Annotated in this window: 22 protein-coding genes and 1 riboswitch; of the genes, 3 read left to right on the top strand and 19 right to left on the bottom strand. The window is 40.4% G+C overall.

Features of this window, described 5'->3' with window-relative positions:
- Positions 1 to 38 precede the first annotated feature (38 nt).
- Positions 39 to 578, top strand: a complete 540-nt coding sequence (locus tag H70737_RS05225) for an NADPH-dependent FMN reductase (RefSeq protein WP_042124617.1) — start codon at positions 39 to 41, stop codon at positions 576 to 578.
- Between the two features lie 197 nt (positions 579 to 775).
- On the opposite strand, the gene H70737_RS05220 is transcribed toward H70737_RS05225, so the two are convergent.
- The 9 genes from H70737_RS05220 to H70737_RS05180 form a co-directional block, all read right to left on the bottom strand.
- Complete coding sequence (locus tag H70737_RS05220) at positions 776 to 1744, bottom strand: alpha/beta hydrolase (RefSeq protein WP_042185343.1); 969 nt, start codon at positions 1742 to 1744, stop codon at positions 776 to 778.
- A 40-nt stretch (positions 1745 to 1784) separates the two neighbouring features.
- On the bottom strand, positions 1785 to 2837 hold the full coding sequence (locus H70737_RS05215) for an LLM class flavin-dependent oxidoreductase (RefSeq protein WP_042185341.1): 1053 nt from the start codon (positions 2835 to 2837) through the stop codon (positions 1785 to 1787).
- 71 nt (positions 2838 to 2908) lie between these two features.
- Complete coding sequence (locus H70737_RS05210) at positions 2909 to 3778, bottom strand: NAD(P)-dependent oxidoreductase (RefSeq protein WP_042185340.1); 870 nt, start codon at positions 3776 to 3778, stop codon at positions 2909 to 2911.
- Between the two features lie 69 nt (positions 3779 to 3847).
- Positions 3848 to 4423: a TetR/AcrR family transcriptional regulator gene (locus H70737_RS05205; protein WP_042185338.1), complete on the bottom strand. Its 576-nt coding sequence runs from the start codon at positions 4421 to 4423 to the stop codon at positions 3848 to 3850.
- Between the two features lie 165 nt (positions 4424 to 4588).
- Positions 4589 to 5194, bottom strand: coding sequence for a flavin reductase family protein (locus H70737_RS05200; protein ID WP_042185336.1), 606 nt, complete (start codon positions 5192 to 5194; stop codon positions 4589 to 4591).
- 17 nt (positions 5195 to 5211) lie between these two features.
- Complete coding sequence (locus H70737_RS05195; protein ID WP_042185334.1) at positions 5212 to 6189, bottom strand: ring-cleaving dioxygenase; 978 nt, start codon at positions 6187 to 6189, stop codon at positions 5212 to 5214.
- Between the two features lie 277 nt (positions 6190 to 6466).
- Positions 6467 to 8185 (bottom strand): methyl-accepting chemotaxis protein, encoded by a 1719-nt coding sequence (locus H70737_RS05190; protein ID WP_042185332.1) that lies wholly within the window; start codon positions 8183 to 8185, stop codon positions 6467 to 6469.
- Positions 8186 to 8197: 12 nt separating this feature from the next.
- Positions 8198 to 10432, bottom strand: a complete 2235-nt coding sequence (locus H70737_RS30145; RefSeq protein WP_081951044.1) for a bifunctional diguanylate cyclase/phosphodiesterase — start codon at positions 10430 to 10432, stop codon at positions 8198 to 8200.
- A 121-nt stretch (positions 10433 to 10553) separates the two neighbouring features.
- Positions 10554 to 10640: riboswitch (cyclic di-GMP riboswitch) on the bottom strand.
- A gap of 232 nt (positions 10641 to 10872) precedes the next feature.
- Entirely contained in the window at positions 10873 to 12114 is a 1242-nt protein-coding gene (locus H70737_RS05180) for a Zn-dependent hydrolase (RefSeq protein WP_052404171.1), read from the bottom strand.
- 121 nt (positions 12115 to 12235) lie between these two features.
- On the opposite strand from H70737_RS05180, the gene H70737_RS05175 reads away from it, so the two are divergent.
- Positions 12236 to 13108 carry an alpha/beta hydrolase gene (locus H70737_RS05175; protein ID WP_042185328.1) on the top strand — a complete coding sequence of 291 codons (873 nt, stop codon included), beginning with the start codon at positions 12236 to 12238 and terminating at the stop codon, positions 13106 to 13108.
- A 65-nt stretch (positions 13109 to 13173) separates the two neighbouring features.
- Here the strand turns inward: H70737_RS05175 and H70737_RS05170 are convergent, their stop codons facing one another.
- The 7 genes from H70737_RS05170 to H70737_RS05140 all read right to left on the bottom strand — a co-directional run bounded on the left by H70737_RS05170 (position 13174) and on the right by H70737_RS05140 (position 21206).
- Positions 13174 to 13626, bottom strand: coding sequence for a nucleoside deaminase (locus tag H70737_RS05170; protein ID WP_042124600.1), 453 nt, complete (start codon positions 13624 to 13626; stop codon positions 13174 to 13176).
- Between the two features lie 14 nt (positions 13627 to 13640).
- A complete protein-coding gene (locus H70737_RS05165) occupies positions 13641 to 15095 on the bottom strand; it encodes a cytosine permease (protein WP_042185326.1) in 1455 nt (484 codons plus the stop codon).
- A 23-nt stretch (positions 15096 to 15118) separates the two neighbouring features.
- The gene (gene arcC, locus H70737_RS05160) at positions 15119 to 16069 is read right to left on the bottom strand and encodes a carbamate kinase (protein ID WP_042185324.1); all 951 of its coding nucleotides are present in this window, start codon (positions 16067 to 16069) and stop codon (positions 15119 to 15121) included.
- A gap of 31 nt (positions 16070 to 16100) precedes the next feature.
- Entirely contained in the window at positions 16101 to 17261 is a 1161-nt protein-coding gene (locus H70737_RS05155; RefSeq protein WP_042185321.1) for an ankyrin repeat domain-containing protein, read from the bottom strand.
- A gap of 85 nt (positions 17262 to 17346) precedes the next feature.
- The gene (locus H70737_RS05150) at positions 17347 to 18774 is read right to left on the bottom strand and encodes a YlbE family protein (RefSeq protein WP_042185319.1); all 1428 of its coding nucleotides are present in this window, start codon (positions 18772 to 18774) and stop codon (positions 17347 to 17349) included.
- A 2-nt stretch (positions 18775 to 18776) separates the two neighbouring features.
- Entirely contained in the window at positions 18777 to 20324 is a 1548-nt protein-coding gene (fdrA, locus tag H70737_RS05145; protein WP_042185317.1) for an acyl-CoA synthetase FdrA, read from the bottom strand.
- Between the two features lie 15 nt (positions 20325 to 20339).
- Positions 20340 to 21206, bottom strand: coding sequence for an oxamate carbamoyltransferase subunit AllH family protein (locus tag H70737_RS05140; protein WP_042185316.1), 867 nt, complete (start codon positions 21204 to 21206; stop codon positions 20340 to 20342).
- Between the two features lie 264 nt (positions 21207 to 21470).
- Here H70737_RS05140 and H70737_RS05135 point away from each other — a divergent pair, with 264 nt between their 5' ends.
- Positions 21471 to 23165, top strand: coding sequence for a PucR family transcriptional regulator (locus H70737_RS05135; RefSeq protein WP_042185314.1), 1695 nt, complete (start codon positions 21471 to 21473; stop codon positions 23163 to 23165).
- A gap of 61 nt (positions 23166 to 23226) precedes the next feature.
- Here H70737_RS05135 and H70737_RS05130 read toward each other — a convergent pair whose 3' ends face one another.
- The 3 genes from H70737_RS05130 to deoC all read right to left on the bottom strand — a co-directional run bounded on the left by H70737_RS05130 (position 23227) and on the right by deoC (position 26061).
- Positions 23227 to 24426, bottom strand: coding sequence for a CynX/NimT family MFS transporter (locus H70737_RS05130; protein WP_042185312.1), 1200 nt, complete (start codon positions 24424 to 24426; stop codon positions 23227 to 23229).
- A 137-nt stretch (positions 24427 to 24563) separates the two neighbouring features.
- Positions 24564 to 25340, bottom strand: coding sequence for a DeoR/GlpR family DNA-binding transcription regulator (locus H70737_RS05125; protein ID WP_042185310.1), 777 nt, complete (start codon positions 25338 to 25340; stop codon positions 24564 to 24566).
- 55 nt (positions 25341 to 25395) lie between these two features.
- A complete protein-coding gene (deoC, locus tag H70737_RS05120; protein ID WP_042185308.1) occupies positions 25396 to 26061 on the bottom strand; it encodes a deoxyribose-phosphate aldolase in 666 nt (221 codons plus the stop codon).
- Between the last annotated feature and the right edge of the window lie 214 nt (positions 26062 to 26275).

Raw genomic sequence — 26275 nt, 5'->3', positions numbered from 1 at the left:
AACTATTTGGTAGAACAAAAATCGAGGAGGAACAAACAATGTCTAAATTAAACATCGGAATCATTCTGGGAAGTACTCGTCAAGGTCGTTTAAGCCCACAAGTAGGGGAATGGGTTAAAAAGGTAGCAGATGCACGTGGAGATGCTAATTATGAGATCGTAGATATCGCGGACTTCAAACTTCCACTAATGGGAGAAGTTGATGCCACTGAACAAGCAACCGCTTGGAATACAAAGCTTGCTACATTAGACGGTTTCGTATTTATCGTTCAAGAGTACAACCACAGTATTTCCGCATCACTGAAAAATGCACTCGATTACGCACGTGAAGCTTGGAACAACAAAGCAGCGGGTATCGTAAGTTATGGTTCTGTAGGCGGCGCTCGTGCAGCTGAGCATTTACGTGGAATTTTGGGAGAACTGTCAGTAGCAGACGTTCGTGTACATCCGGCCCTGTCACTGTTCACTGATTTCGAGAACGGTTCTGTGTTCAAACCAGCGGATCTTCACCTGACCAATGTAAACGGCATGCTTGATCAAGTATTGGCTTGGAGCGGTGCGCTCAAGACGCTTCGTTAAGATCACCCGCTTTAATATTATGAAATACACCTCTTAGAATAGACATTGATAAACCTATGGTTTGTCCGGTCGATTCTAAGGGTGTATTTTTTGTGTGTGATGAAATGACCACCTTGTATAGAATCTTTTCTCGCATAATCGGCGAGGATTTCAATCTACAACAAGGAGCAATGATCATATGGTTTGCGCTTGCATTATTAACAGCTCTCGCTTGGGGAGGGCGAGTGTTTGGGGTGAAGTGCCCGGGCCATAGCATCCATATAGCTCTGAACGGCGCGCTGACTCACTTCCGCTTCTGGAACGAATATTTCGAAAAGATGAAAACATCCGGGATACAGGTGAAATTCGATATCTACACCTGCATGCGCAAGTCGTGTTACATATTCGATAGTCTCATCTCGGAATAAATCAAGCTGACCTACACATGTATAGGTTGGTGGCAGTCCAGCTAAATTCTCCGCTCTCGTTGGTACCGCATAGGAAGTTATCCTACTGGCATCGTTCTCCTCGCCCAGGTACATGTTCCAAGCCGTTAAGTTGTCCGTCCGGTTCCAGATTGCACCTTCTTCCGTAATCTCATGGCTTGATGGCGTAGTGTTACGGTTGTCGAGCATCGGGTACAACGGCATCTGAAAGATAATGGATGGTCCACCTTTGTCTCGTGCCATCAGCGCAAGTGCTGCTGTCAGCCCGCCGCCACCGCTTGCACCAGCAATCGCAACCCGATTCTCATCAATGCCAAGCGATTCCGCCTCCTCCGTCATCCATACTAAGCCAGCATAACAATCTTCGATTGCAGCTGGATAGGGGTGCTCGGGTGCCAGCCTATAATCAACCGACACGACAACACATCTAGCCGTCTGAACAAAGCGTTCACACAACTCATCATCCATATCAGGATGTCCCAACACGTATCCGCCACCGTGAATCCACAACATAGCTGGAAGCTTGTCAGCATTTCGCCCAGCAGGTTCATAAATTTTTACCATTATCTCCCCTGCAACACCCGGAATTTTTCGACTGGTTGTGTTTACATGCTCTGACCTCTTCAGTGACGGAGCCGACACTAAACTTCTGCTCCACTCTAAATTCTCTTCCAATTGAAACCCTGGAAATTGTGAATATGCCTCTCTTAATTCTGGTAGTATACGTTTATCGATACTCAAGAAAATCCCTCCAATACAATAATGATTGCTTGTATAATCCTTATTCCTTCTCAGCCTCCCACTTGGCAATTTCCTCTCGTACTCGTGGAGCAACCTCCGTTCCGAGCAGTTCTATAGCCCGCAACACAAGTTCATGCGGCATCGTGCTTAGTGGAACATACATCATAAAGCGTGTTATTCCTACATGCTTCCGTAGATGAATGATCTTCTGAGCAACTGTTTCCGGATCTCCAACGTACAATGCACCCTCAAAGCTTCGGGCGGCATCATAGCTGGAGCGGTCGTAATACGACCATCCTCGCTCTTTGCCGAGCTTGTTCATGCCGTACTGGGTAGATGGAAAAAAGATATCTGCTGCCCGTTCCGTATCTTCTGCGACGAATCCAATCGAATGAGATCCCACCTGAAGCTGCGATACATCATGTCCAGCGCGGGCCGCCGCCTTCTTGTACAGCTCTACAAGCGGAGCAAAATTCATTGGATTCCCGCCAATGATCGCCAACATCAATGGCAGACCCAAAAGTCCTGCACGAACGGCGGAGCTTTGCGTACCTCCGCTGCCAATCCATATAGGTAAAGAGTTCTGGACGGGCCGGGGGTATACGCCCAAATTATGAATTGCTGGCCGATGGCCTCCCTTCCATGTTACTTTCTCGGATTCCCGTATTTTCATAAGCAGTTCGATATTTTCATTAAATAGCTCATCATAGTCATGTAAGCCATAACCAAACAACGGAAAGGATTCAACGAATGAACCCCGGCCCGCTATAATCTCGGCTCGTCCATTGGAGATGCCATCAAGCATAGCGAAATCCTGAAACACACGTACAGGATCAGCAGATGAAAGGACCGTCACAGCACTAGTCAGGCGAATCCGTTTAGTTAAGGACGCAGCAGCGGACAACACGATTGCTGGTGAAGAAGCTGCATAATCTTCACGATGATGCTCACCGATACCAAAAACATCAAGTCCCACCTGATCCGCAAGGACGATTTCTTCGACTACTTCTCGTAATCGCTGTGCATGACTCATTACAATTCCAGTCTCAATATCAGGCTTTGTTTCTACGAACGAAGTAACACCTATTTCCATGATTTATCACACCTCTTTTAATTTTTCTCCTGCACTACAACCAACAGATATTTGGGGCAACCCTATTTTTTTTAAGAAGAATGCTCTAGACAACGGATTAAAGCGGTCCAATCCATCTCACCATAACCATGGGCTATTCCTTCAGATAAATGATGATGGATAAGTTGGCCCAAAGGTAGAGGAGCTTGGACGGACTGCGCTGCCTCTATAGCCAGTGCAACATCCTTCAGCCCTAGCTTCATTTTAAAACCAGCTGGTTCAAACCGCTGCTCTGTCATTATCGCCCCATAGTTCTGATATAAGGGAGATTGAAAAAGAGCATTCACCACATCCATAAAACGGGCTGGCTCTATGCCATACTTTTCTACCATCAGCTGCGTTTCTGATAAAGCTTCCAGCATAGAAGCAATTAAAAAGTTTACGCCTATTTTCACAACATTTCCTGCTTCGCTATAATCCCCAATCTCGAATATTTCCTGACCTAATTGTTCTAAAACAGGAATTAACTGTCGTCTGGCTTGCTCCGGACCTGCCAAAATGATGCGCAATTTAGCTGCTTTAGCGGCATCCGGACGCCCCAGCACTGTGGCAGACACAAAGTATTGCTTTCTCTCCGCATGCGCCGCGGATAATTTCCGAGCCAGATCTACACTGATCGTACTGGCAGATATGTGAATTCCTTTTTCTGATAATCCATTCAAAATTCCATTCGGACCCTCAACAATCTCCTCCAAAGCGGCATCGTCAGAAAGCATGGTTATGACCATATCGCTCTTTTGTGCTGCCTCCAATGGTGTCTCGGCATAATGCGCTCCTTGATCTATTAGGGGTTGCGCTTTTTCACGAGTACGATTAAAAACGATTAATTCATTACCAGCTTTCAACAAATTTTGGGCCATTGGAAAGCCCATTTTCCCAAGCCCGATAAATGATATTTTCATAAGTCTCTTCTCCGCATTAAGGATGATTTACAATAACGGAACGATCGTTCCAGAATAACCAAAAAAAATTTATATTCCTGCAATTACAAAGCTTATCATCTCTTTGGCACGTTGCTGATCCTGATCTGCTTTTGCCATAATATTTATGCTTTGATGTAAATTCAGCAATAAATAAGACCACGCTTTGACATCAGTGGTTTTATCAAGTTCGCCTGATTGTCGGCCTTTTTCCAAAAGCTCGCAAAAAGCCTGTTCTAAATTCAAAAAACTAGTCTTTATCAATTCATTTATTTTTTCATCCCGCGACTCTAGTGTTGTAGCTGCATTCGTTACAAAACACCCGCCGGGTAGGCTCGTATCGTACGCTGAAGTAATATGTTGCTCAAAAAATTGTTGAATCCCTGCTCTAACGCTTGACGCCTGTTCAAGAATGACCTGTCTATTGAAGCTTACCTTTTTGTAATGTTCCAGTGCGGCAATGTACAATTTTTGCTTGTCAGAAAAAGTATCGTAAAGACTAGATCGGCTAATGCCCATAACCTGCAGCAAGTCCGGTATGCTTGTTGCCTCATAACCCTTTTTCCAAAACAACAGCATCGCTTGATGTAGTGCTTGATCCTCGTTAAACTCTCTTGTCCTTGCCATGAGTAACACCTCCCGTAATGGCAATATAACATATCTGGAACGATCAGTCCAGATAAACTTCGAGAGAAAACCTTACGGTTTGCTTGGCATAGCTGATGAACTATAATTTGCACACAAAAAGGCCTGCTCGGTAGGCTTCATCGCTTACGAACAGGTCTTAGTTTATTATTTCGGTCTTTCAATCTCAAAAATCTCACCAATCGTAGCGTAATTTGATCCCGCCAAACGACTCACTGCATTTAAGGCTCTAGGGTCAATCCGCCCCTCCTGATAAATCGATTCATCGATATGAAACTGAACAATCTCGCCAATGAATAGATCACTTCCAGGTTCTTCTTCCCCTAGAGGTATCGCTTGTACAAGCTTACATTCCATTCGAACCTTTGCTTCCAATACACCAGGTACAGCTATATTTTTACTTGGGACCGGTGTAAGATTGGCAAGTTCAATTTCACTTTCTGCTCTTGGCAATGAAGCAGCGGTTTGATTGATTTTCCCAACATTCTCATCATCTACAATATGCACAACAAACTGATGATTGTTATAGATATTACGGGCTGTATCTTTTAATCGCCCCGCTGGTCTTTGAATAGACAGTGAAACCATCGGAGGGTTAGACGAGACGATATTAAAATAGCTAAACGGCGCACCGTTCAAAATGCCATCTTCTGATTGTGTAGTGACAAAAGCAATGGGCCTAGGAATAACAGTACCAATTAATAACTTATAATTTTCCCGCTCACTATTTTGCTTCGGATCAATCGAAATCAATCTCCCCAGCTCCTTCTTCACTCTTTCACGAAATCAATCGTGCTTCTAACGGTATCAATAGGGCGTACTAACTTCTCAATTTGCTCACGTTTAGGTTCTAAGAATGGTGGCAATGAAAGCTTTTCTCCAACCGTTTCGTATTCCTCGTCTCCCATAAATCCAGGTCCATCTGTCGCAAGCTCAAACAGGATTTGTGGAGCAACACGTGTATACAGCGACTCGAAGAAATGACGATCCACATAACCTGAAGTACGGAATCCAAAGTCTTCAAAATGCTTAGTCCACTCATCCAGCATCGCACGGTCTTCTACTCGGAAAGCCGCATGGTGAACCGTACCAAAGCCTTGACGCGAATTCGGTAAGTCCTCGTTATGCTCAACAATAATTTGCGCCCCGTTTCCGCCTTCGCCGACTTCAAACAAATGATAAGCCTCTTCCTGTCCGATTTCTTTAAACAGCATGACTCTTTCCAACATTTCTTTAAAATAGCTGAAGTCAGCTATACGTACAAAGATCGGTCCCAAACCAGTGATCGCAAACTCTAAAGGAATCGGTCCTTTTTGCCATGGTGTACCTGATGCGACCCCTTCATTAAATTCATCGGAGATAAGTTGATATTGCTGGTCATCAAAATCTACGAAGGATAAAGTCTTTTTGCCAAACTGCTCTTTAATTCCGGTATGCTTCACATCCAGGCGATCAAAACGTTTAACCCAGTAGTCTAATGCAGCATCAGTTGGTACTCGGAAGGATGTCTTGGCGATCTCATTGGTTCCGTGAACACCTTTAGGAATGTTAGGAAAGTCAAAGAACGTCATATCCGTTCCGGCACTGCCCTTATCATCTGCAAAAAACAAGTGATACGTTTGAATATCGTCTTGATTGACGGTTTTCTTCACTAGACGCATTCCCAATACGTAAGTAAAAAACTCGTAGTTTTTCTCTGCGCTGCTTGTGATGGCTGTTACGTGGTGAATCCCTTTTAAATTTCTCATGATTATACACTCCTAAAGTTTAGTTTGATTTTGTAATATAATTCCCTAGTTTAAGAAAGATTAATTGAATTATCTTAATGTTAAGATATCCACCAAAAAAAATATCTTTCCAACATTCGATTACATGTATCTCACAAATTATCTTTACATTAATTATCTTTAACTTAAGATAAATTTAGCACACTCCTTTGTTGTTGTCAACAAAACACTATAAAAGATAACAGCCTTGTTCAGTATGTAAATAGATATCCTGAACAAGGCTGTTTTGTTTTGGTTCTTACTCGATCACAAATTTACCAACCGTCTCATTCATCATTTCCGCAATATTCGCCTGGTGCTCAGAAGAAGCAGCCACATCTTCAAACGCTTGTAATGTATCTGAAATGTGATTTCGAATGCCACTTACATTGTCCGCAGACTGTTGAGATACTGCGGCAACATTCGTCATCGCTTGATCTACCTCTGCCATTGATAGCTTCAGTCCGTGCATTGAAGATACCATTTCACCTGTAATCTCATGAAACATATCGGCATCATTTTTATATTGCATACTTACTTGCTCGAAACTCTCATAATCACTTATCACCGTCGAATCGATAAAATCCAGCAGCGCTTGTGATTGAAAGGACACATTCTCAAAAGCATCTTCCACTAGCAGTGTCATTTTCTGAATCTTCCCCACCGACTCCTCCGACTGTAGAGCAAGTTTGCGTACTTCATTAGCAACTACAGCGAATCCTCTTCCCTCATCCCCAGCTCTTGCTGCTTCAATGGAAGCATTCAAGGACAATAGATTCGTTTGGGCTGCAATCTCTGAAATGTACCCAGCTATCTCTCTTACTTCATTAACAACTTTCCCTGCCTCGATCGCGTGCATAATGGAATTCTGTTTCTCAGCATACAAACTTGTCGCATATTGAATCGATGCTACAGCCTTTTCCTTCGCGGAAGCTGCCTGTACCAGAATTCCTTCGGAGGTATTTAGTGCGACTCCCGCCTTATCACTTAGCAGATCTGCATTGGAGATAATCTCTTGTACTGTTGCATTTACTTCTTCTGTTGTAGCACTTAAAGATTCACTTCCAGAAGCAACCTCTTGCGAGGAATTATAAATTTGATCCATTGTAGCATTTACTTCCTCAACTGTTGCAGATAATTCTTCGCTAAGTGCACCTAACTCTTGTGCTGAGGAAGAAGCACTAGTTACGATGGTTTGTACTTGCTCTGCCGAATGATTAAGCGACTTCACGATTCGACCAAATTCATCTTCAGCATCAAACTTAGCTCTTTGAGTCAGATCTCCTCGACCAAACGCCTCTGAAAAGTTCAGGATAATGGTTACTGCTCGTGAGAAATATCTTCTCAAGGACAAATATGAACCGATTGAAATCAGGATAACGAGAAAAGCAACAATGATATTGACCGTAAGTCCTTTTTGAAATAGCTTCTTATTCTGAACATCTGCATATTGGGCACTTCCTAAGTTCATTTCAACTAATTTTCCAAGGTCTTCATTTCGTTTCATATTTAACGCTTCAAGATCAGAGATGATATCTTCAGCAGGATCATATGTAGGGGTATTTAGCATCTTCTCAAACATCGGAAGCTGAATTTGCCGATACTGTTTCGTTAATGATAAAACTTCAGCATAAATCTCCTTTTCGTTTGGGAGGGAACGTGTTTCTTCATACTTATTCAAGATTCCATTGTTTTCAGCTTGAAGCTCAACAACTTTCTGATAACTCTCTTGAAGTTCGCTTGGATCATGACTAGCGATCATCTTATTCGTTAAGGTTACTATTTCATGATTATTAGATTCGAATTTCCCAAGTGCATAAACTGACGTAAGATCGTTCTTATACATACTTCTAGAGTTCGCATACATATTGCTGAAATACACACTACCAACGATCGCAATGATCAGAGCACCTAACAGTAATATTGAATTTGTAACAGTAATTTTGCCTACGATAGTCCAATTTCTCATCTTCCTCATGCTTTGCACTCCCTATGTACTTTTAATTAAGCTTTCATATTCTGCTACTGGCATTGGTTTCGCGAAATAATAACCTTGAGCGATTTCACAATCTATTTGTTTCAAAAAATCAATTTGCGCCTCTGTCTCAACTCCCTCTGCCACAACTTTCATATTTAAATCCCTAGCTAGCTTGACCATACTGGCAATTACTATCTTCCCTGTCTCATCATTTGACTTACTCATCAGAAAAGCCCTGTCTAACTTAATGACATCAGCAGGGAAATATTGCAATACATTTAAGGAACTATAACCTGTCCCAAAATCATCGATAGCTATGGAAAATCCTTTACGTTTCAACTCCAACAAAATATCTCTAACAAACTCTAAATTTTGGAATACAATAGACTCGGTTAGCTCTAACTCTATCAATCTAGCAGGTACCTGGTACCTGTTAATAATATTCGTCAAATGGAGCAGGAAATCATTATGGTATAGGGTTATAAGCGATATATTCACTGAAATCGGAAGTGGCTGGATTCCTTCCTGGATCCATTTACTCAACATGATACATACTGATTTAAACACCATTAAATCTAATTTCACAATAAAGCGATTCCTCTCAAATATGGGGATAAATACTGCAGGAGATATAAGTCCCTTCTGAGGATCATTCCATCGAACCAATGCCTCAGCGCCATGAAAACTGTTCACTCGCAGATCCATTTTCGGTTGTAAATATACTATAAATTCACCATTTGTCATGGCAGCATCCATCTTTCTTACGATGTCTTGCTCTTCGTGTATCTGCAATAGCAATTGTTCGTCAAAGAAAGTGCATGAACTCTTGTATCCACCTTTAATGGACTTACAAGCGATTCCTGCTCGGTCAATACATGTGAGGATATCGCTCTGACGATCATCTATACAGTAAATTCCACAATTAATCACTAGCCTAAAACCTTCTTCATTTCCAAACGTATAGTCGCTCATTTGTTCAGTAAGTACTTGTATACGGATGAATAATTCCGCCTTATTGTCATACGAAGTGAAAAGAATAAAACGATCACCCCCTAAGCGTCCAATGACATCCTCGTCTAATGTGTTTGCTGTTAAGCTATTAGCCACTTGAATCAAAATGCTATTTCCTTCATGAAAACCGACAATTTCATTTATGTATTTAAATTGTTCAATATCAAATTGCAACACAGCAAACTTTGTATTCTGTTTCTCTTTAAGTAAATACTGAGCATCTATAACAAATTTATTCGTTCTAGGAAGATGTGTTAACTCATCCTCAAAGGCAATCCTCTCCATCTGTTTCCTAATTTTGCTCTTATTTAATAGAATGTTAACAAATATGATCAATAATAAGACAAACATGATTACACATAATAGAAAAGTCGCCTGACTCATTTGAGACGCTTTGGCCATGATCAAATCTTTCGGTATCACGGAGAGAATATACCAGTCCTCAACCCCCTGGATGCCAGAATAACCTACCATTTTGCTATCTCCGTTAATCCAAAATATTCCTACTCCAGATTTTTTTGCGGTTATGTTCTCTTTAAAGATTTGCAGTTGTTTCTTATTTCTAGAATCAATACTTATACTTTCGAATATGTTATCAATTGTCTTATCCTCTTCAAGATTCTTCGATTTGATAATGACTTGTCCCTTTTGATCAATGATTTGAGAATAACCATGACCTTTAAAGAAGGAAACTGCAAGAGCATCATAAAGATCTTGTGTATATTTGCTGGCAGATAAAGCACCCTTCACTTCACCTTTAAACTTAAGTGGACTATTGATCGTGATAATTTCTTTATTGGAGATCTTATCTAAGAATGGATCAGAAATACTGCTAATACCCTGCAGAGCCTTTTGGAACCCTACTTCATCTGATACATCAAACATTGTCCCATCTGATGCGTAAGCTTTACCATCTGGGCTGTTGATGCTAATTCGAATAAAATTATATTTTTTATCAAAGTGATGCAGATATTTTTTGGTCTTATCCCAATCCATATAATTGATTTCCGAAATAGAATCAGCAATTCCATCTAATGAATCTAATCCACCCTGTATCATATTTCCAATCGATCTACTCGCATGTATCGTAGCTTCTGATGTAGCAGCAACCGCTTCTTGCTCATAAGAGTTAGCAGTCCATTTTATGAAATAGTAAGAGCACCCCCAAAATATCAACGTTGCCATTATGACGAGGCCTATCATTCTCCATACTCTCAGTGGTTGTGTCTGATCCATGTACTATCATCCTTTTTCCGATTTATTACGTTTTTTTATTAGAAAACGAGCAAAAAAAAGCCGCTATCAGAATGATAACGGCTGCAAATGCGTCAAAAAATAAGAGCATGAAACTCCCACTACATGCAACCGGCTGTCATATCTATAAATAGATTTAGACCCTATGGCTTTGTGTCCCTATTTTTCAATAGGTTTACCAATATTCTGTTTTACTATTTTTAGTCCTAAATACTCTATTAAAAATAGGCTACCACCAAAAGACCTATCTCCGCTGTGATTTAATTTTTTTGAATGGGAATTTTTTCACAAACGTCAATGTTAACTTTAATATAATATTTATTAATGTAAAGCAACAATTCTGCGAACAATTATATAATTAGATACTAAAGCCCAATGTAACATTTATATATGTCACATTGGGACTTACTTCTCAACACGAATTATGTTTGTCTTACAAACGCATAACGAACAACAGCTTCTTCTAAAATATCAATCCCCATAATGATATCATCTAAATCCGTATACTCATTGGGATGATGACTAAGTCCATCTACAGAAGGAACAAAGATAAGCCCTACTGGGCAAAGTTTGTTCATGTTCATGGCATCATGCCCTGCACCACTGATCATCCGTTGACTCGATATCCCTTTCTCTTCACAAATCGATTCTAGAACCTGACTGATCTCATCAGATAATAGGACGGGTTCCTCCGAAATAATTTCCGTACTCTCAATTACAAGTTGTCTATTTTCTTGTACTAAGGATATTGTTTGATACAAATGGTCTAACACACGTTGCCTGGATGCCACTGAAGTAGATCTGATATCAATTTTAATTTCCACTTCTCCCGGAACCACGTTCATAGCGCCATTCAAGATATCTATCACCCCTAGCGTCGCAACCGTTCCAAATTCTTGTTCGAGTTTGGCTGCTTTCTCAAGCTCAAGTGCTATTTCTGAGGCACCCAGAAAAGCATCTTTTCTCATATTCATAGGTGTCGTTCCAGAGTGGGATGCCTTCCCTGATATTTGAATATGAAGCCTCACGGGTGCAGCAATTCCAGTCACAATTCCAATTCTTTTATTATTGTTTATTAAGACAGGACCTTGCTCAATATGTAATTCAAAAAACGCTTTTAATTCTTCATTCTCTCTACTCGCCTGATCAATACTGTTATAATCCAGTGCACATAGCGAAAATGCCTTTTCCATGGTAATACCGTCTTTGTCCTTCAAAGATCTATATTTCTCCTTCTGAAATAACCCTGACATTACTTTGCTGCCTACTGTTGAAATCCCAAAACGCGAGGATTCTTCACAGGCAAATGAGATGATTTCGATCGGATGATCCGTTTCAATCCCTTTTTCGTTTAGACGTTTGATCACTTCCAAAGCAGCCGTTACACCTACTACCCCATCGTACTTCCCACCTTGGTATACCGTATCCAAGTGAGAGCCCATTACAACGGGTGGGAGCCCTTCTATCTTCCCATTCCTTCTAGCGATCACATTTCCGCAATGATCCATCCGAATATCTAAATTTTCAGCCTTACACATCCGCATAAAAGCACTCGTACATGTCTGCTCTTCATTTGTATAGGCAATTCTAGTGATGCCCTTCTCACCCGAGTTATATTGATTAATATTATCAAATAAAGCCTGATATCTTCTCTTTCTATCCATGCTAATATCTCCAATCCTGGGTATTCATGATTATGGTTTCATCAAAATTCGTGAATGATATACAATAGAGGTAGTGCTAGTCTTTAAAAATTACTTACTTGATGAGGTGTAATGGATAGCTATGAAGAAGACCATTATTTTTAAAGAAAATGACTCATTTACAATTAAAGCTGATTTTTATGAAACAAAACGTCCCCAAGCCCCTGCTATTGTGTACATTCACGGAGGCGGCCTACTTTGGGGTGATCGAGAAGATCTATCCGAGGAAATGATACAACTTTACACTAATAATGGCTTTGCGCTATTTTCGATTGACTATAGATTAGCCCCTAGGTCAACCCTATCTGACATCCTTGAAGATGTCCAAGATAGCCTTCTTTGGTTAGAAAAGGAAGGACCAAAACAATTCTCCATTGACCCCTCGAGGATCGCTGTAGTGGGAAGCTCAGCAGGTGGTTTCCTTGCACTAAGCACAGGAATGTTTACCCATAAGCCACGTGCGATTGTCTCCTTCTATGGATATGGCGATATTAGCGCTCCATGGGCACTCGAACCTAGTAGATTCTATTGTGAAAAGGATATCGTCTCCATGGAGATTGCAAAAGGTACAGTGTCCGATCAAATCATTACGAGCGCAAGCGTTGACGAGCGTTTTCTTCTCTATTTATATGCAAGACAATCCGGTCGTTGGATCGAAGAAGTGACGGGCTTGAATCCTTCTCTACATAAGGAAGAAATCCTCAAATTCTGTCCTATTCATCATGTAACTAAGGAATTCCCCCCTACATTGTTACTGCACGGAACGAACGATGTAGATGTGCCGTATGAACAATCGGTATTCATGAGAGCTGCGCTAGTGAAAGAAGGAGTACCGGCAAAGCTTATTACTATTCCAAACGGAGAGCATGTATTTGAAAAAGATTTCGATAACCCTGTTGTGCAAAAAGCTCTTCATCAGGTGATTGATTTCCTTCAGCTTCATCTTGCTGAGTAGGTCTGTAGAAGAACAGGAAAATCCGGCACTAAAATAGTGCCGGAAAATATAGGAGACCGCATGAATTATTTCTTGTTTAATTCGTGGAAATGCGTCCATAAATGATCGCAATCTTCTCTAGCTTCCACTTTAATCATATTAACAACACTCTCATCATGACCCACAAAATATTCGCGAAGGTGAATGTCAGAGAAGCCATGCTCTTTCGCATCATCTCTTGTGCTGCAATAATGAACTTCCTTAACACCTGACCAAATAATAGCGCCCATACACATCGGACACGGTTCACAGGTGGCATAAATTACACAATCCGATAAGTCCATCGTGTCTAGCTTTTTGCAAGCTTCTCGGATAGCTACCATTTCCGCATGTGCGGAAGGATCCGTGTCTCTCATCATTGTATTGCTAACCGCTGCAATTACCTCATCGCCTCGGACAATCGTTGCACCAAACGGGCCCCCAAATTTCTTGTTCATACCCTCAATCGTTGCGTCTACAGCCAATTTCATGTAATCCATTTCAAATTCCTCCTCTAGTTTAATTGGGATGATTTTAGTGTTTTGCTAAAGATGGTGTATAGAACAAACGAAACAATTAAGCCACTAAAGAAAGCAAAATCATTCATTCTAACTAGGAAGGGGATACCCTTAAGAAATGCACCTGACATAGGAAGGATGAAGCTGACTGCTAGAACAGCCATCGCAACAGGATTGTAACCATTCTTATATTCACCATTGCTACCTGCTGGGACATAGATATTATCAAGATTTAATACTCTTTTCCGATGAATAAAGAAGCTTGAAAGCATAATACCCGCAATTGGACCAAAGATGGACCCAATAAAGCTATAAAAGTAGAATAAAGTCGTTGTACTTTCTACCAGCTTCCATGGCAAAATCAAAGTTCCAACAACGGCTGTTAAGACACCTGCAGTTTTTACAGTGAATTTTTTCGGGAAAAGAGATGACATTTGCAAGCCAGCTGGCAATAGGTTTGCAAACACTACGAAGGCGATTGCTCCTACGTTTAGCGCTAGAATCAATACAACAACAGCGAAAGTGTTTTCAATTTTATCAATGGCATGAACGATATTGAAAATCGGCTCACCAAACGCAATTTCAGTACCCGCGATTAAAGCCACACAAGTGATGGCAAAAAGAATATAAGATAAGATAAACCCTACTGGCAACCCAATCATAGCCGCTTTTGGTGATTTCGCACGATGTGTGAAGTCCGACATATTCACAACAGGACCCGCCCAGTTAGATACCAATGCACTCACGCAAGCAATAAAGACTAATGGACTTGAGCTTGGGTTCGCTGGTACATACTCTAAAATCGGTCCAAACCCTCCAGCAATCTTGATCGCCCAAACAGCAGCACCAATAATAAACACATACACTACTGGGGAAGACCAGTTACCGAACTTACCTAATGTTTTCATTCCACCTAAGAACAACAGAACCGTTGCTGTCCAAAGAATCGCATAGGAGATCATTGTCGGGAATGCTAACCCGAAGAGTGTGAAGCCACCGCCTAAATCCATATAATTCGGAATAAATCTAGCAAATATAACATTTAATGATTCTGCACCAACAACGGTAGTGGTTCCAAAGAATACTAATCCGGCAACAAGTCCTCGTATCAATGCCGGTATAATTGCTCCTTTTACCCCAAATGAATCACGAAGCAACATCGCGAATGGCAGCCCATATTTGGAGGCAGAATATCCGTTTAAAGCATAAAATGCGGAGACAATAATGGCCGAGAGCATAACGGCAAAGAGTACCTGTGTTGTATCCAACCCTAAGACGAAGAAACCTGCGACTGTCATATACGACATAATATTATGAACAGCACCCATCCAAAGGGTTATATAGTTGGACATTCCCCAGTCTCTTTGCTCAGGCTTCTTGGGCAGTAATTCCTCACCGTAACCGTATGATTTGTACCTATCATAATTTTGTTCCAATTTTGCTTGATCCATATCTACACTTCCCCTCGCTTAAATTACTTCACGATATGAGTGCCTGCCTGTTCATTGATCGCATCTTTTAAGCTTTCCGGATTCGTAATAATAACTCGCGTTCCGCTGTTCTCTAAGAAGCTTAAACTCGCCTCGATTTTAGGCAGCATACTTCCTGCTGGGAAGTGATTTTCTAGTACATATTGTTTAGTCTCATCAACCGTCATTTTGGAAAGCTCTTTTTGATTCGGCTTACCATAGTTGATGCATACTCTAGACACTCCCGTTGTAATAATTAAGGTCTCCGCATGAATCTGTTCTGCTAAAAGACTCGTAGCAAAATCCTTATCGATGACTGCATCAACACCTTTGTACGTGTTATCATCAGACTTCACGACTGCGATACCTCCACCGCCTGCAGCGACAACGACAAAGCCCCCATCGATTAATGATTTAATCGCGTCTTTCTCCACAATATCTATAGGTCTTGGGGATGGAACTACTCTACGGTATCCTCTGCCAGAGTCTTCTACAAAGCTCCATTCCGGATGTTCTCTTTTCATTTCTTCCGCTTGCTCTTTGGAAAAGAAGGATCCTACTGGTTTCGTCGGATTCTTGAAATTAGGGTCTTCTGAGCTTACTTCGACTTGTGTAATCACCGTAGCCACATTCTTGTGGATCCCTCTAACTGCAAATTCGTTAATTAAAGCTTGTTGAATTAAATAACCGATTCCACCTTGTGTATCGGCTCCACAATTCACTAGTGGAACAGGAGACATGCCGGCAATTTCATGTGCAATCTCAGATCTTCTTAGCCCAAATCCTACCTGTGGTCCATTACCGTGTGTAACGACGACATTGTAGCCCTCTTGCACCATATCAACAATATTAACGACAACTTCTTTTACTGCTTCAGATTGGTCATGAATTGAATCCAGGCCATTTTCCTTGACCAATGAGTTCCCGCCAATAGCAACGATTACAGTCTCTTTCATCTGATGCCTCCTATGTTGCAATTCTTATGCGCTAACCGAGTAACTCAAGAGATTGCTTTTTGTGTGAGTGGTATAACGGATTTGTTGGATCATTCTTAATTGCGTTCTCGATAGCCTCAATAGCTTCTTTATGCTTACCAAGCGATCTTAGACTGTTCGCCTTATGGAAGGAGAAGTCATATCTATTCGGCTGAAGCGCTAGCAGCTTATCCATCTCGATAACTGCTTCTTCGTGTCGCCCAAGTTCTCTTAAATAATTAGATTTGTGGTAGCGATAGAACGTTTCATTAGGTGCCAGCTCACAGGCTTTATCATATTCCTGAAAAGCTTCCTCCGGTTTTTTCCACAGTCTCAAACAATTCGCTGTGTAGAAATAAAATTCTAAATTAGCTGAATCAATAGAGATAGCGCTTTCATAGCATCGAAGTGCCTCTTCATATCTCTTTAGTTCTTGCAAGAAATACCCTTTATAATAGATGAAATCCAGGTTGTCAGCATCCATTTTTAGCGCTCTATTGATGATGGATATAGCTTCTTCATATTGATCGTTGTTAGCGAGAGCCTTTGCCTGCTTCACATATTCATTATTTTCTTGGAAGCTCTGTTCTAGAATCTTCACGACTTTATGCTGACCGTTCTCTTCGGCACGTTGTAGGGATGAGAGCCCATCTCGATCAGGCAAATGCATATCTGCCCCTGCATGAACAAGCGCTTCAATAATGTCAGAATATAGTCGTCCGCCATTCCCCAATATGACTGCTTCAAGTAGGGCTGACCAGCCTAAGTCGTTGACATGATTCACTGGAACCCCAGCATCAATACACACCTCTACTGTTTTTAAATAGCCCTTTTCGCTCGATGGTAACAGCGCTGTTCCTCCAAATCGATTCACGCTCTTCAAATCAGCTCCACCAGCAATCATGAGACGCAGGATTTCATAAAAGCCATTTGCTGCTGAGCAAATAAACGGTGAGAGTTGTGTAATATCTCTAGTGTTCACGTCACTTCCTGCTTCTATTAACCTTTTAGCAATCGCGATTTGATTGTTTTGGGTTGCCGCCATTAATGCTGTTCGCCCTGAAGCATCTTTATAATCAACACTGGCACCTTCGCCTAATAGTTTCTCAACAGAAGCCAGTTCTCCCTGTTCACTCGCCTTAATAAGTTTTGTATTCAAGGATAGACTATCCAAAATTGTTCACTCCTTCACAGCCTAGCACGAAGATGTTCGTCTAGTTCGAAATAAGAATGGTGGGCTAAGCAAGTTAGCCCTCTTCTTATTTAATATTTTCACTTAATGCAAGCAATGCTTGTTCAAATGCTTCGATTGGAGGGTTAACGATACCTGCACCAATCATTCCAATCCCCGCATCTTTATGTGCAATGGCTGTATTGATAATCGGCATAATTCCTGTTTGGATGACTTTTTGAATATCAATACCTGTTGGAATCCCTATAAAGTCAAGCATTGGAATCGTCACGTTAGGATTTTCAGTGGTTGTGATTTCTGCCATTTTTGTGGTGTAACTGATTGCATCATCAACGGTACCCCCCACAAGCGAAACAATAGCCGGTGCAGTTGCCATAGCAAATCCGCCAATTCCATAGGTCTCCGTAATCGCACTGTCACCAATATCAAGACCAGAATCTTCTGGTTTATAACCAGCAAACATAGGTCCAATTACTTGTTGTGCAGGACCTGTAAACCACACGTTTCCAGCGATTCCACTCACGCGAATACCGAATTCCACTCCGTTGCGAGCCATTGTGGTAACAATGGTACTATTCTCAATACCATGCGCAGCATCAAGGGCACATTTACAAAGCGCCATCCATGTCGGACCCGAGAAATAGTCGCTGCTGCTAACGAATTCAAACACTTCTTTTTTCTGTTCAACAGTGAAATCGGTTTGGATAATATAAGGCGTTAGTGCTTGAATGAGCAGGGTTGTTCCAGCTACATTTCGGTTATGACACTCGTCCCCCATATGAAGGGCTTGTGAGAGCATTAGGCGCAAGTCAATCCCATTTGGATTAAGTTTCATCGCATCTCTTAAAATAGGACCCAATACATCTCGCATCCAAATCAAACGCTGGATAACACTCTCGTCATTGGCACCCATACGAAGGATTTTGGACATTTGTTCACTTAAATTTGTATAGGCAATATTTCCATAAGTTTTATTCTCAACAATATGCATAAACATGGAAGCCGATGTTACACCAGCCATGGAACCAACACAGTTATGTTCATGACATGGCGAGAAAATAATCTCTCCGGACGCGGCTAGTACAGCTGCTTCGTCAATATTTGGGGCAAGTCCTTCAAATACAATGGCTCCTGTTACCGCACCTTTCATCGGACCATTCATTCGTTCCCAAGTGATTGGCGGGCCAGCATGTAAAATCGTATTTTTCGTCATACCAGGAACCACATTGATCGCTTGGTCAAAGCCAATCAGTACCGGTTGCGAGTTAATAATTCGCTCAACAGCCTCTTTGTTAGCAGCTGCAATCTTATCTGTAACACTTGGGTCTTCAAGCTTATCCAGCGCAGCAATTAATTCTGGATTCCCTCTGCCTGGCGGCGTCCACTCCAAGTGAGTTACATTCGCGTTTTGTTTTAATAAATCATCTCTAAAGTTCGCAATGCCTACATTTATGACATTTAGTTTATTCGTAAAAAGTTCATTGATTTTACTCATGACTATTCTCCTTTCACAACGAATTCTCTTGCTAGTAGACCTGCGTTCTGACTGCTGCTTGCATGTGTAGCACCAGAAGCTAACAATTTATTAATTTGACCTTCAATATTTTGACTATCTAGCTCGGTTCCAAGAATGTATCCAATTATCTCTAGATGTCTTCCTTCATCTTCAGCGGCTTGCTTCGCTTCGATAATCGCTGGAAGCATTGCGCCTACAGGATCTTCGTGTGCCCCGAAGCCTAGAACAAAGTCCATCACAATAACACCGACAGAAGGATCTTTTGCTTCTTGAATAAATCTTTCAATTCGAGTGGATGGATCTATCATTGGATGTGGTTTGCCTTGTGTAAATTGGTCGTCTCCGAAGTCAATAAAGGTATGATCTTGGCTTACTCTAACATCTTTTAAGCGATATTCAGGATCTCTCTGAATGTTACTGTAGACATTATCGAATTTCTCCATAGCAATGTGCATCGCTTCATCACAGAGCGTACCGCCACTGAATAGTCCACGGATATATTTTTGCTGAGGATTTAACTTCGCACGCACTTCTTCAATAAGCGGAAGATTTAACGCACGTTTGTTAAGCTTCGATTCGTCTGCTCCAGCTAAAAGTACCGCTTTAAGTGCCGCTTCTTTTGACATTTTTGCAAAATGACCGCCTGCTTGGGTGACCTTTTCTTCATTCCCACCCACAAACCAAACCACGACTGGTTTCTTACATTGTTTAATTTGTGCAAGTACTTTCTCTTCTACACTTGGTGCTGGTGGTTTAGATACGAGAACAATAACCTTTGTTGCATCGTCCTCTTCTAACGCTTTAATTCCGGCCAGCATCATAATGCCGCCAACCTCTTCACTTAGATCTCTACCGCCTGTACCTATCAACTGTGTGATTCCACCGCCAAATTCATGAATACGAACCGTTACCTCTTGGCTACCTGTTCCTGATGCGCCAACGATCCCGATATTGCCTTTTCTCACGGCATTCGCAAAGCACAAAGCGACATTACCAATAATCGCAGTTCCACAGTCTGGCCCCATCATTAGCAAGCCTTTTTCTTGGGCTAAAGTCTTTAATTCAATCTCATCTTCAATACTTACATTGTCGCTAAACAGCATGACGTGAAGATTATTTTCAAGAGCTTTTCTTGCTTCTCTAGGAGCATAGCTCCCATTTACGGCAATAATCGCCAAGTTAGCTTCAGGAGTACCGTTTACAGCTGAGGTAATGGTTGAGTATTTAACCTCACTCTTTCCTTTAGAGGAATCTTTCTTTTTCGTTAACAAATCATTGATGCTATCGAAAGCACCCTCACATAGTTCTTCAGAGGCAGCCTTCACAATAATCACTAAGTCACTTGTTTTGGCACTTTCTACTTCAGGTGTCATCAAGCCCACATTTCTAATGACCTCTTTATTCATTTCAGTACCCATTGCAATAATGGCTTGTTCTACGATTTCGATCTGATTCGCTTTTGTTGAGAGTGACATCAAAGATACGGAATCGATATAAGTGTTTGGTTTTACTAAAACTTGAACAGTCATACTTGTACCTCCCATTTACTTGTTCATTTCCAGCCCTGCAACAATTCCTAGAGCTATATCAGTACCCGAAGTGGACCCTACAGCCAGTACCCTATCTAAAGCCAATAGCAATTCCTCTTCGCTACCTCTAAATAAAGCTTCCATTAAGTCACTTATAGACTCTCTTACCTGGCCAACTGCTGCTTTAGCTAATGCCATATAGCTGATGTCATTGGTTAAAGTCTTCGCTTGTAATACGACTTCTTCACAAAACGATTTGTATAAAAAGTATCGATTATTTTCGATGTTCAAGACAGTAAAAAATCCAACCAAGAAATCATCGCCAGCTGGCGTTAAGCCTGGCCCAAGGCCTATGAGCGAAGTTGCATGTGTGATTGCAGTAGAGATTCGCTTGTTTTGCAATTCCGATACAAGTAACTGCGTCCGTTCATGAAGCATTCTAGACATTTCATCGTCAAAAGGATTGCTACTCTTGAAAGCCCTTTCAATTCTGCTGTTATTTCCGTGAAGTTTGATATATTGCTTCATGGTGGATACATTCATTATTAAGACATCAGCTTCTGAAGGATATTTAGGCAGTTTACAATTCCATCTCTTAACACCATTCATTGTGATAGACATCTTATTAGCAATTGATAAAACGGAATGACCCGAACTTACAATGTCATTCACCCTGATATCTGCTTCTTCAAAGTGTTCTAAGTCAATAATAAGTGTATTAGGAGCATTATCGATTCCCTTACACGCAATAGTATACAAATCTCCACGATCCAAACATTGAATATTGATTGTGCGATTAAACGTGCTATGAACAAAACCATGAAACTTATGATGAATGATTCGTTGAATAAAATCTCCATCACCGGATTTCGCAAATCTCACTAGAGTCACCTCTGTTTTAATTCCTTATATTTTCAAAAAGGTGATTGACCTCCTTTTCACTTCAACAGATGGATGAATGCATTGAATAATATGATTTGGTTACATCGTACAAAGGCAACGACGAGCGTAACTACCTTACGCACTTAATATATAATATACTGGTAGGGATCGTCATCGTTTAAGCGAACCAAAAAGAGTGCATCCTATTTGTGCATGTTATACAAGCGAATGTGTTAAAAGTGTGTCTGAGGAGCGTGCCAAAAATTGCTAACCGTTAAAGACTTAATGAAGATCAAGGCTATAGAGGGAATAAAAATTGTTGCTGGAGAACAAGGTATTGATAAATCCATATCCATCGTTAACATTATTGAGAATCCTGACGCCTTTGACTGGCTTTCACCGAACGAACTACTCTTATCAACAGGCTACATCTTTAAAAATAATGCAGAACTACAAAATCGAATTATTAAGGAACTTGCGGAGCTGAACTGTTCAGGATTGGTTGTAAAAATGAAACGGTACTTTGACAAGCTTCCTCAGAACATGATTGATGAAGCCAATAAGTATGGGTTGCCCCTTTTAGAACTGCCCTTTGAATACACACTCTCTAACATGATCTCGATCATTAATGAGAAGGTTTCCGGAAGATATGATTTGCTCAATAGAAAGACTTTAGATATACATAACTTGTTCTTCAAAATCACCCTCGAAGGCGGTGGTATTGCCAAAATAACTTCCATGTTATCCGAAACGATTAGTAATCCTATTATTGTCGTAGACAAGGATTGGCGATTATTGCATCACACTGAACATGCGAAGAACAACAGTCCTCTTGAGTATTATCTTGATTTTTCAAATCGACAGCCTGTTTTTAATAAAGCGTTCATCGATACTATTCCTACCAATCTAAATGAAATGAAAAAGTCTATTAAGAGGACCTATCATTCAGAAGGTGCAGAAATAAAATGTCGAGTGATTCCTGTCGCTGCTTCAAACTATATTTATGGCTATATTGTGATTTGGCAGACAGTGCAAGAGCTATCAGAATTTGATTACATTATTTTGCAGCAAGCCTCCACCATCATGGCACTCGAGCTGATCAAAGCAAAGGAAATTAGCGAACTTGAAATAAGAATTAAGCAGGACTCCATTGATGATTTACTTTCGGGGAAAATATCATCCCATGAAGCGCTGCAAACCTTATGTTATTTACATGGATTAAATCCGAGCTATATGTATTACAGTATGGTGATAAATATTGAAATGAATGAAGCAGACAAGTTTGAAGATATGATTATCGGAAAGTACAAAATGGAGTCTATTGCAAAAAAATGTGTGGACATCATTTATGACTTGTCGCATAAAGCGATTGGAGAAATAAAGTGCTTTTATAGAAATAATAGAGTCATCATTCTAGTAGGGCAAAATGAAGAAAGACCTCCTGTTGCGATTAGTGATGCCAAGTTATATGCAAATGAACTGCTTGAGGTACTTATTGAAAGAACGAAGGAAACACTCTTAATAGGCATTGGTCAGCAATACAGTACAATCAGCTCGCTGCATAATAGCTTTTCTGAGGCGAACGAAATGATTAAATTGATGCAACAAAAAAACCTTCAAAACAAGGTCTCACATTTCGAAGATTATTCGGTTTACCATCTGTTGGAAGCTAATATCAAAGTCGTTGCCTTAGAAGAATTTTTTCGGAAGTGTCTAGGTAAAGTGTATGATCATGATCAATTACATGGTACAAGCTATATGTTAACTTTAGAAAATTACTTTATTAACAATCTGAATGTCACCGAAACTTCAAAGGCTATGTTTTTACACAGAAACACACTTATCTATCGCATTGAGAAAATAAAGGAAATCCTAAATCTGGACTTAAAGCATTCAGAAGAATTACTACGAATTCAAATAGCGCTAAAGATATTTAGTATTTTAAATAAAACGATTTAAAAAACTCCCCATACAGCAGCAGGGTTCATTATTACACCTGTCTACTACATGGGGAGTCTTTTTATACATACTTATCTCGGCCAGACAACATTCCAAACGTCGTAACTACTCCAGAGATAACGATCAGTGTGATCAGTGGAATCGTCCACACTTGGGTCATATCGTATAAATAACCGATCAATATAGGCCCTATGGCTGCAAGCATATATCCCGTGGATTGAGCCATTCCAGATAATTCTGCAGCTTGATTTCCGTTTCGGGCACGAATTCCGATATAACTTAGCGCCAATGGGAAATTCCCTCCCAAAGCGATACCAATTAAGATAATACTTAGGATCATTATGGGGTAAGATGAGCCCATCCATAGGCCACCATAACCAACAATGGAGCACATGCCTAATGCGAATGCAATCCATACTTGAGAGCGTAGTCGTCCTGCAAGAATAGGAACAAGAAAACTAACAGGTACGCCAACAATTTGTGTGAAGGATAATAACCAGCCTGCTGTACCCCTACTTATGCCATAGTTATATAAGATTTCAGGCAACCAAGACATCGTTATATAAAATAATGAAGACTGAAATCCCATGAATAGCGCTATTTTCCAAGCGAGTGGTGAACGCCAGATTTGCTTAGCACTGATCCTTACACTTTTTACTGCATTATCTTTGGCTGGATTTAATCTAATTAGAAGGATCCATACCACGATCGCTATGATTGTCGGAATTCCCCATACGATTAAGGCTCCGTCCCACCCAAGCTTTAGACCTTGGGCTAGAGGAATACTAATACCTGATGCTAACGATGCGAACAATCCCATTGAAGTGGAATAGATACTTGTCATTAGACCGAACTTTTGTGGGAATTTCTCCTTCACAACTACCGGCAATAGAACATTTCCGATGGCTATCCCTATTCCAATCAATAGCGTACCAACGAAAATAAAGAGTGTCATTGAAATGGAACGAATGCAAATTCCGACCAAAAGAATAACCAAACCTAACAATAGCGTCTTCTCGTTGGATAAACGAGCAGCGATTCTAGGAACGAGAGACGACATAACAGCGAAGGATATCAAAGGTATACTCATTAATAAACCTGCACTCCAGTGTGCAAGCCCCACATCTTCTTGAATAATGCCCACTAATGGACCTACCGATGTAATCGCAGGGCGTAAATTAAAGGCTACCAGAACAATCCCCGAAATGAGTAAAATGATATATAACGAATTCTTGTTGTCTTGTGTCTGTGGTGAATGCAAAAACTAAATCTCCCCTCAACTAATCAAATGCCAAATGATCTTCAGAATGTAGCATTAGTTATAACATATAAGAAAGTAGTTTAAAAGTATAAAAACAAACAGCGCGCACCGATTGAGTATCGGCACGCGCTGAATTTCTAAGCTAGATAAAGAGAAATATTTAATTGTTTGATTTTCTCAATCCACTCTTCTGATAAACCTCTATCGGTTACAATCGCATCAAAATCATTTAACGAAGCAAAGTAAGTGGATTTAACCATATCAAACTTAGAGGAATCAATCACTAAAATTTTCTCAAGGGCACAATTAATTGCCGCATTCTTTGTGTCCACTTCACAACTGTTCGTGCAAGTAATGCCTAATTTAGCATTAACTCCAGCCGCAGAAATAAATGCTTTTGTTGTTCGTGTTCTACTTATTAAATCCAACCCTTCTCTGCTTTCAAACATTTGAAGTTCTGGACGGTAATGACCACCAATAAGAATAAAATCCTTAAATCCTTTTTTATGAATCTCAATTAATGCGTTCATAGTACAGCAAACAATTTCCACAGAATGATTTGACGGAATATGTTCGATGATTTGAGCAGTTGTTGTACCAATATCAATAAAAATAATATCGTTAGGCTCGATTAGTGAAGCTGCTAACTTACCTATATTATATTTTTCTGATGCTCGATTATTTTTTTGAGTTGTCAAATCATATTCATCTTGTTTATTCTCATTAGGGTCAGAACCATTATAAATAACCGCACCTGAAACAACTTGAACGATTTTATTTTCTTTTAGATATTTAATATCTCGGCGAACAGTCATTTCTGTGACATCAAGTTGATGTGAAAGTTCTTTGATGGATGCGCCGCTTTTATTTTTTAGGATTGATACAATTGTATTTACTCTCTCTTGCTTATCCATGCCGGTTCATCCTAACTACTAATAATAAAGTATAATTATCAGAATTATACCATATCTAATACCCCAATACTTCCTGCCCTTTTACAATTTTAACTATGGCACTAGTTCCTAAACGGTCTGCACCCAAATCGATAAATGCTTTAGCATCATCCAAAGAGCGAATGCCTCCAGCTGCTTTAATCTTCACGTTCTCACCTATGTTCTGTGCAAACAGGCTGACATCCTCTTTAGTTGCTCCAGCTTTTGAAAATCCAGTGGATGTTTTGATATAATCAGCACCAGCTTTTGTAACAAGCTCACATACTTTCACTTTTTCCTCTTGGGTGAGCAAACAGGTTTCAACAATAACCTTTAATACTCTACTTCCACATGCATTTTTAATGGCACGTATTTCGTCGCAAACTTCCTCATAACGTCCACTTTTTAAGAAGCCCACATTGATCACCATATCAATTTCCGATGCTCCATTTGTAATTGCATCCGTTGCTTCAAATACTTTAACGGCTTGTGTACTATAACCATTCGGAAATCCGATAACTGTACATATTGCTATTTTTCCTTCAACATAATTTGCAGCTTCTCTAACATAAGCACTTGGGATGCAAACACTGGCCGTCTGGTATTTCATCGCATCATCACACAAATTCTTTATATCATCCCATGTAGCAGTAACATCAAGGAGGGTATGATCTACTTTTCCTAATATATCTTTAACATCCATTCTGTTCACTTCTCCCTTAATAATTAATTTTAAAACGTTTAAAATGTTAATATTCTAACAATTGTTATTGCACTACATGTAACTAGTTTTTCCATAGCCATTGAAGGTGAAGAACCGAGCTCTGGGTGCGTGCAATTGCAACTAATAAGTGCTCCTAATATGTATCGGTTTAAGTTGTAATTCCTCAGTTTCCGCTACAAATCAGGTTTTCCCC

The sequence above is a fragment of the Paenibacillus sp. FSL H7-0737 genome, from assembly GCF_000758545.1.
Taxonomy (GTDB): Bacteria; Bacillota; Bacilli; order Paenibacillales; family Paenibacillaceae; genus Paenibacillus_AQ.
This window is presented reverse-complemented; position numbering and strand designations above follow the sequence as displayed.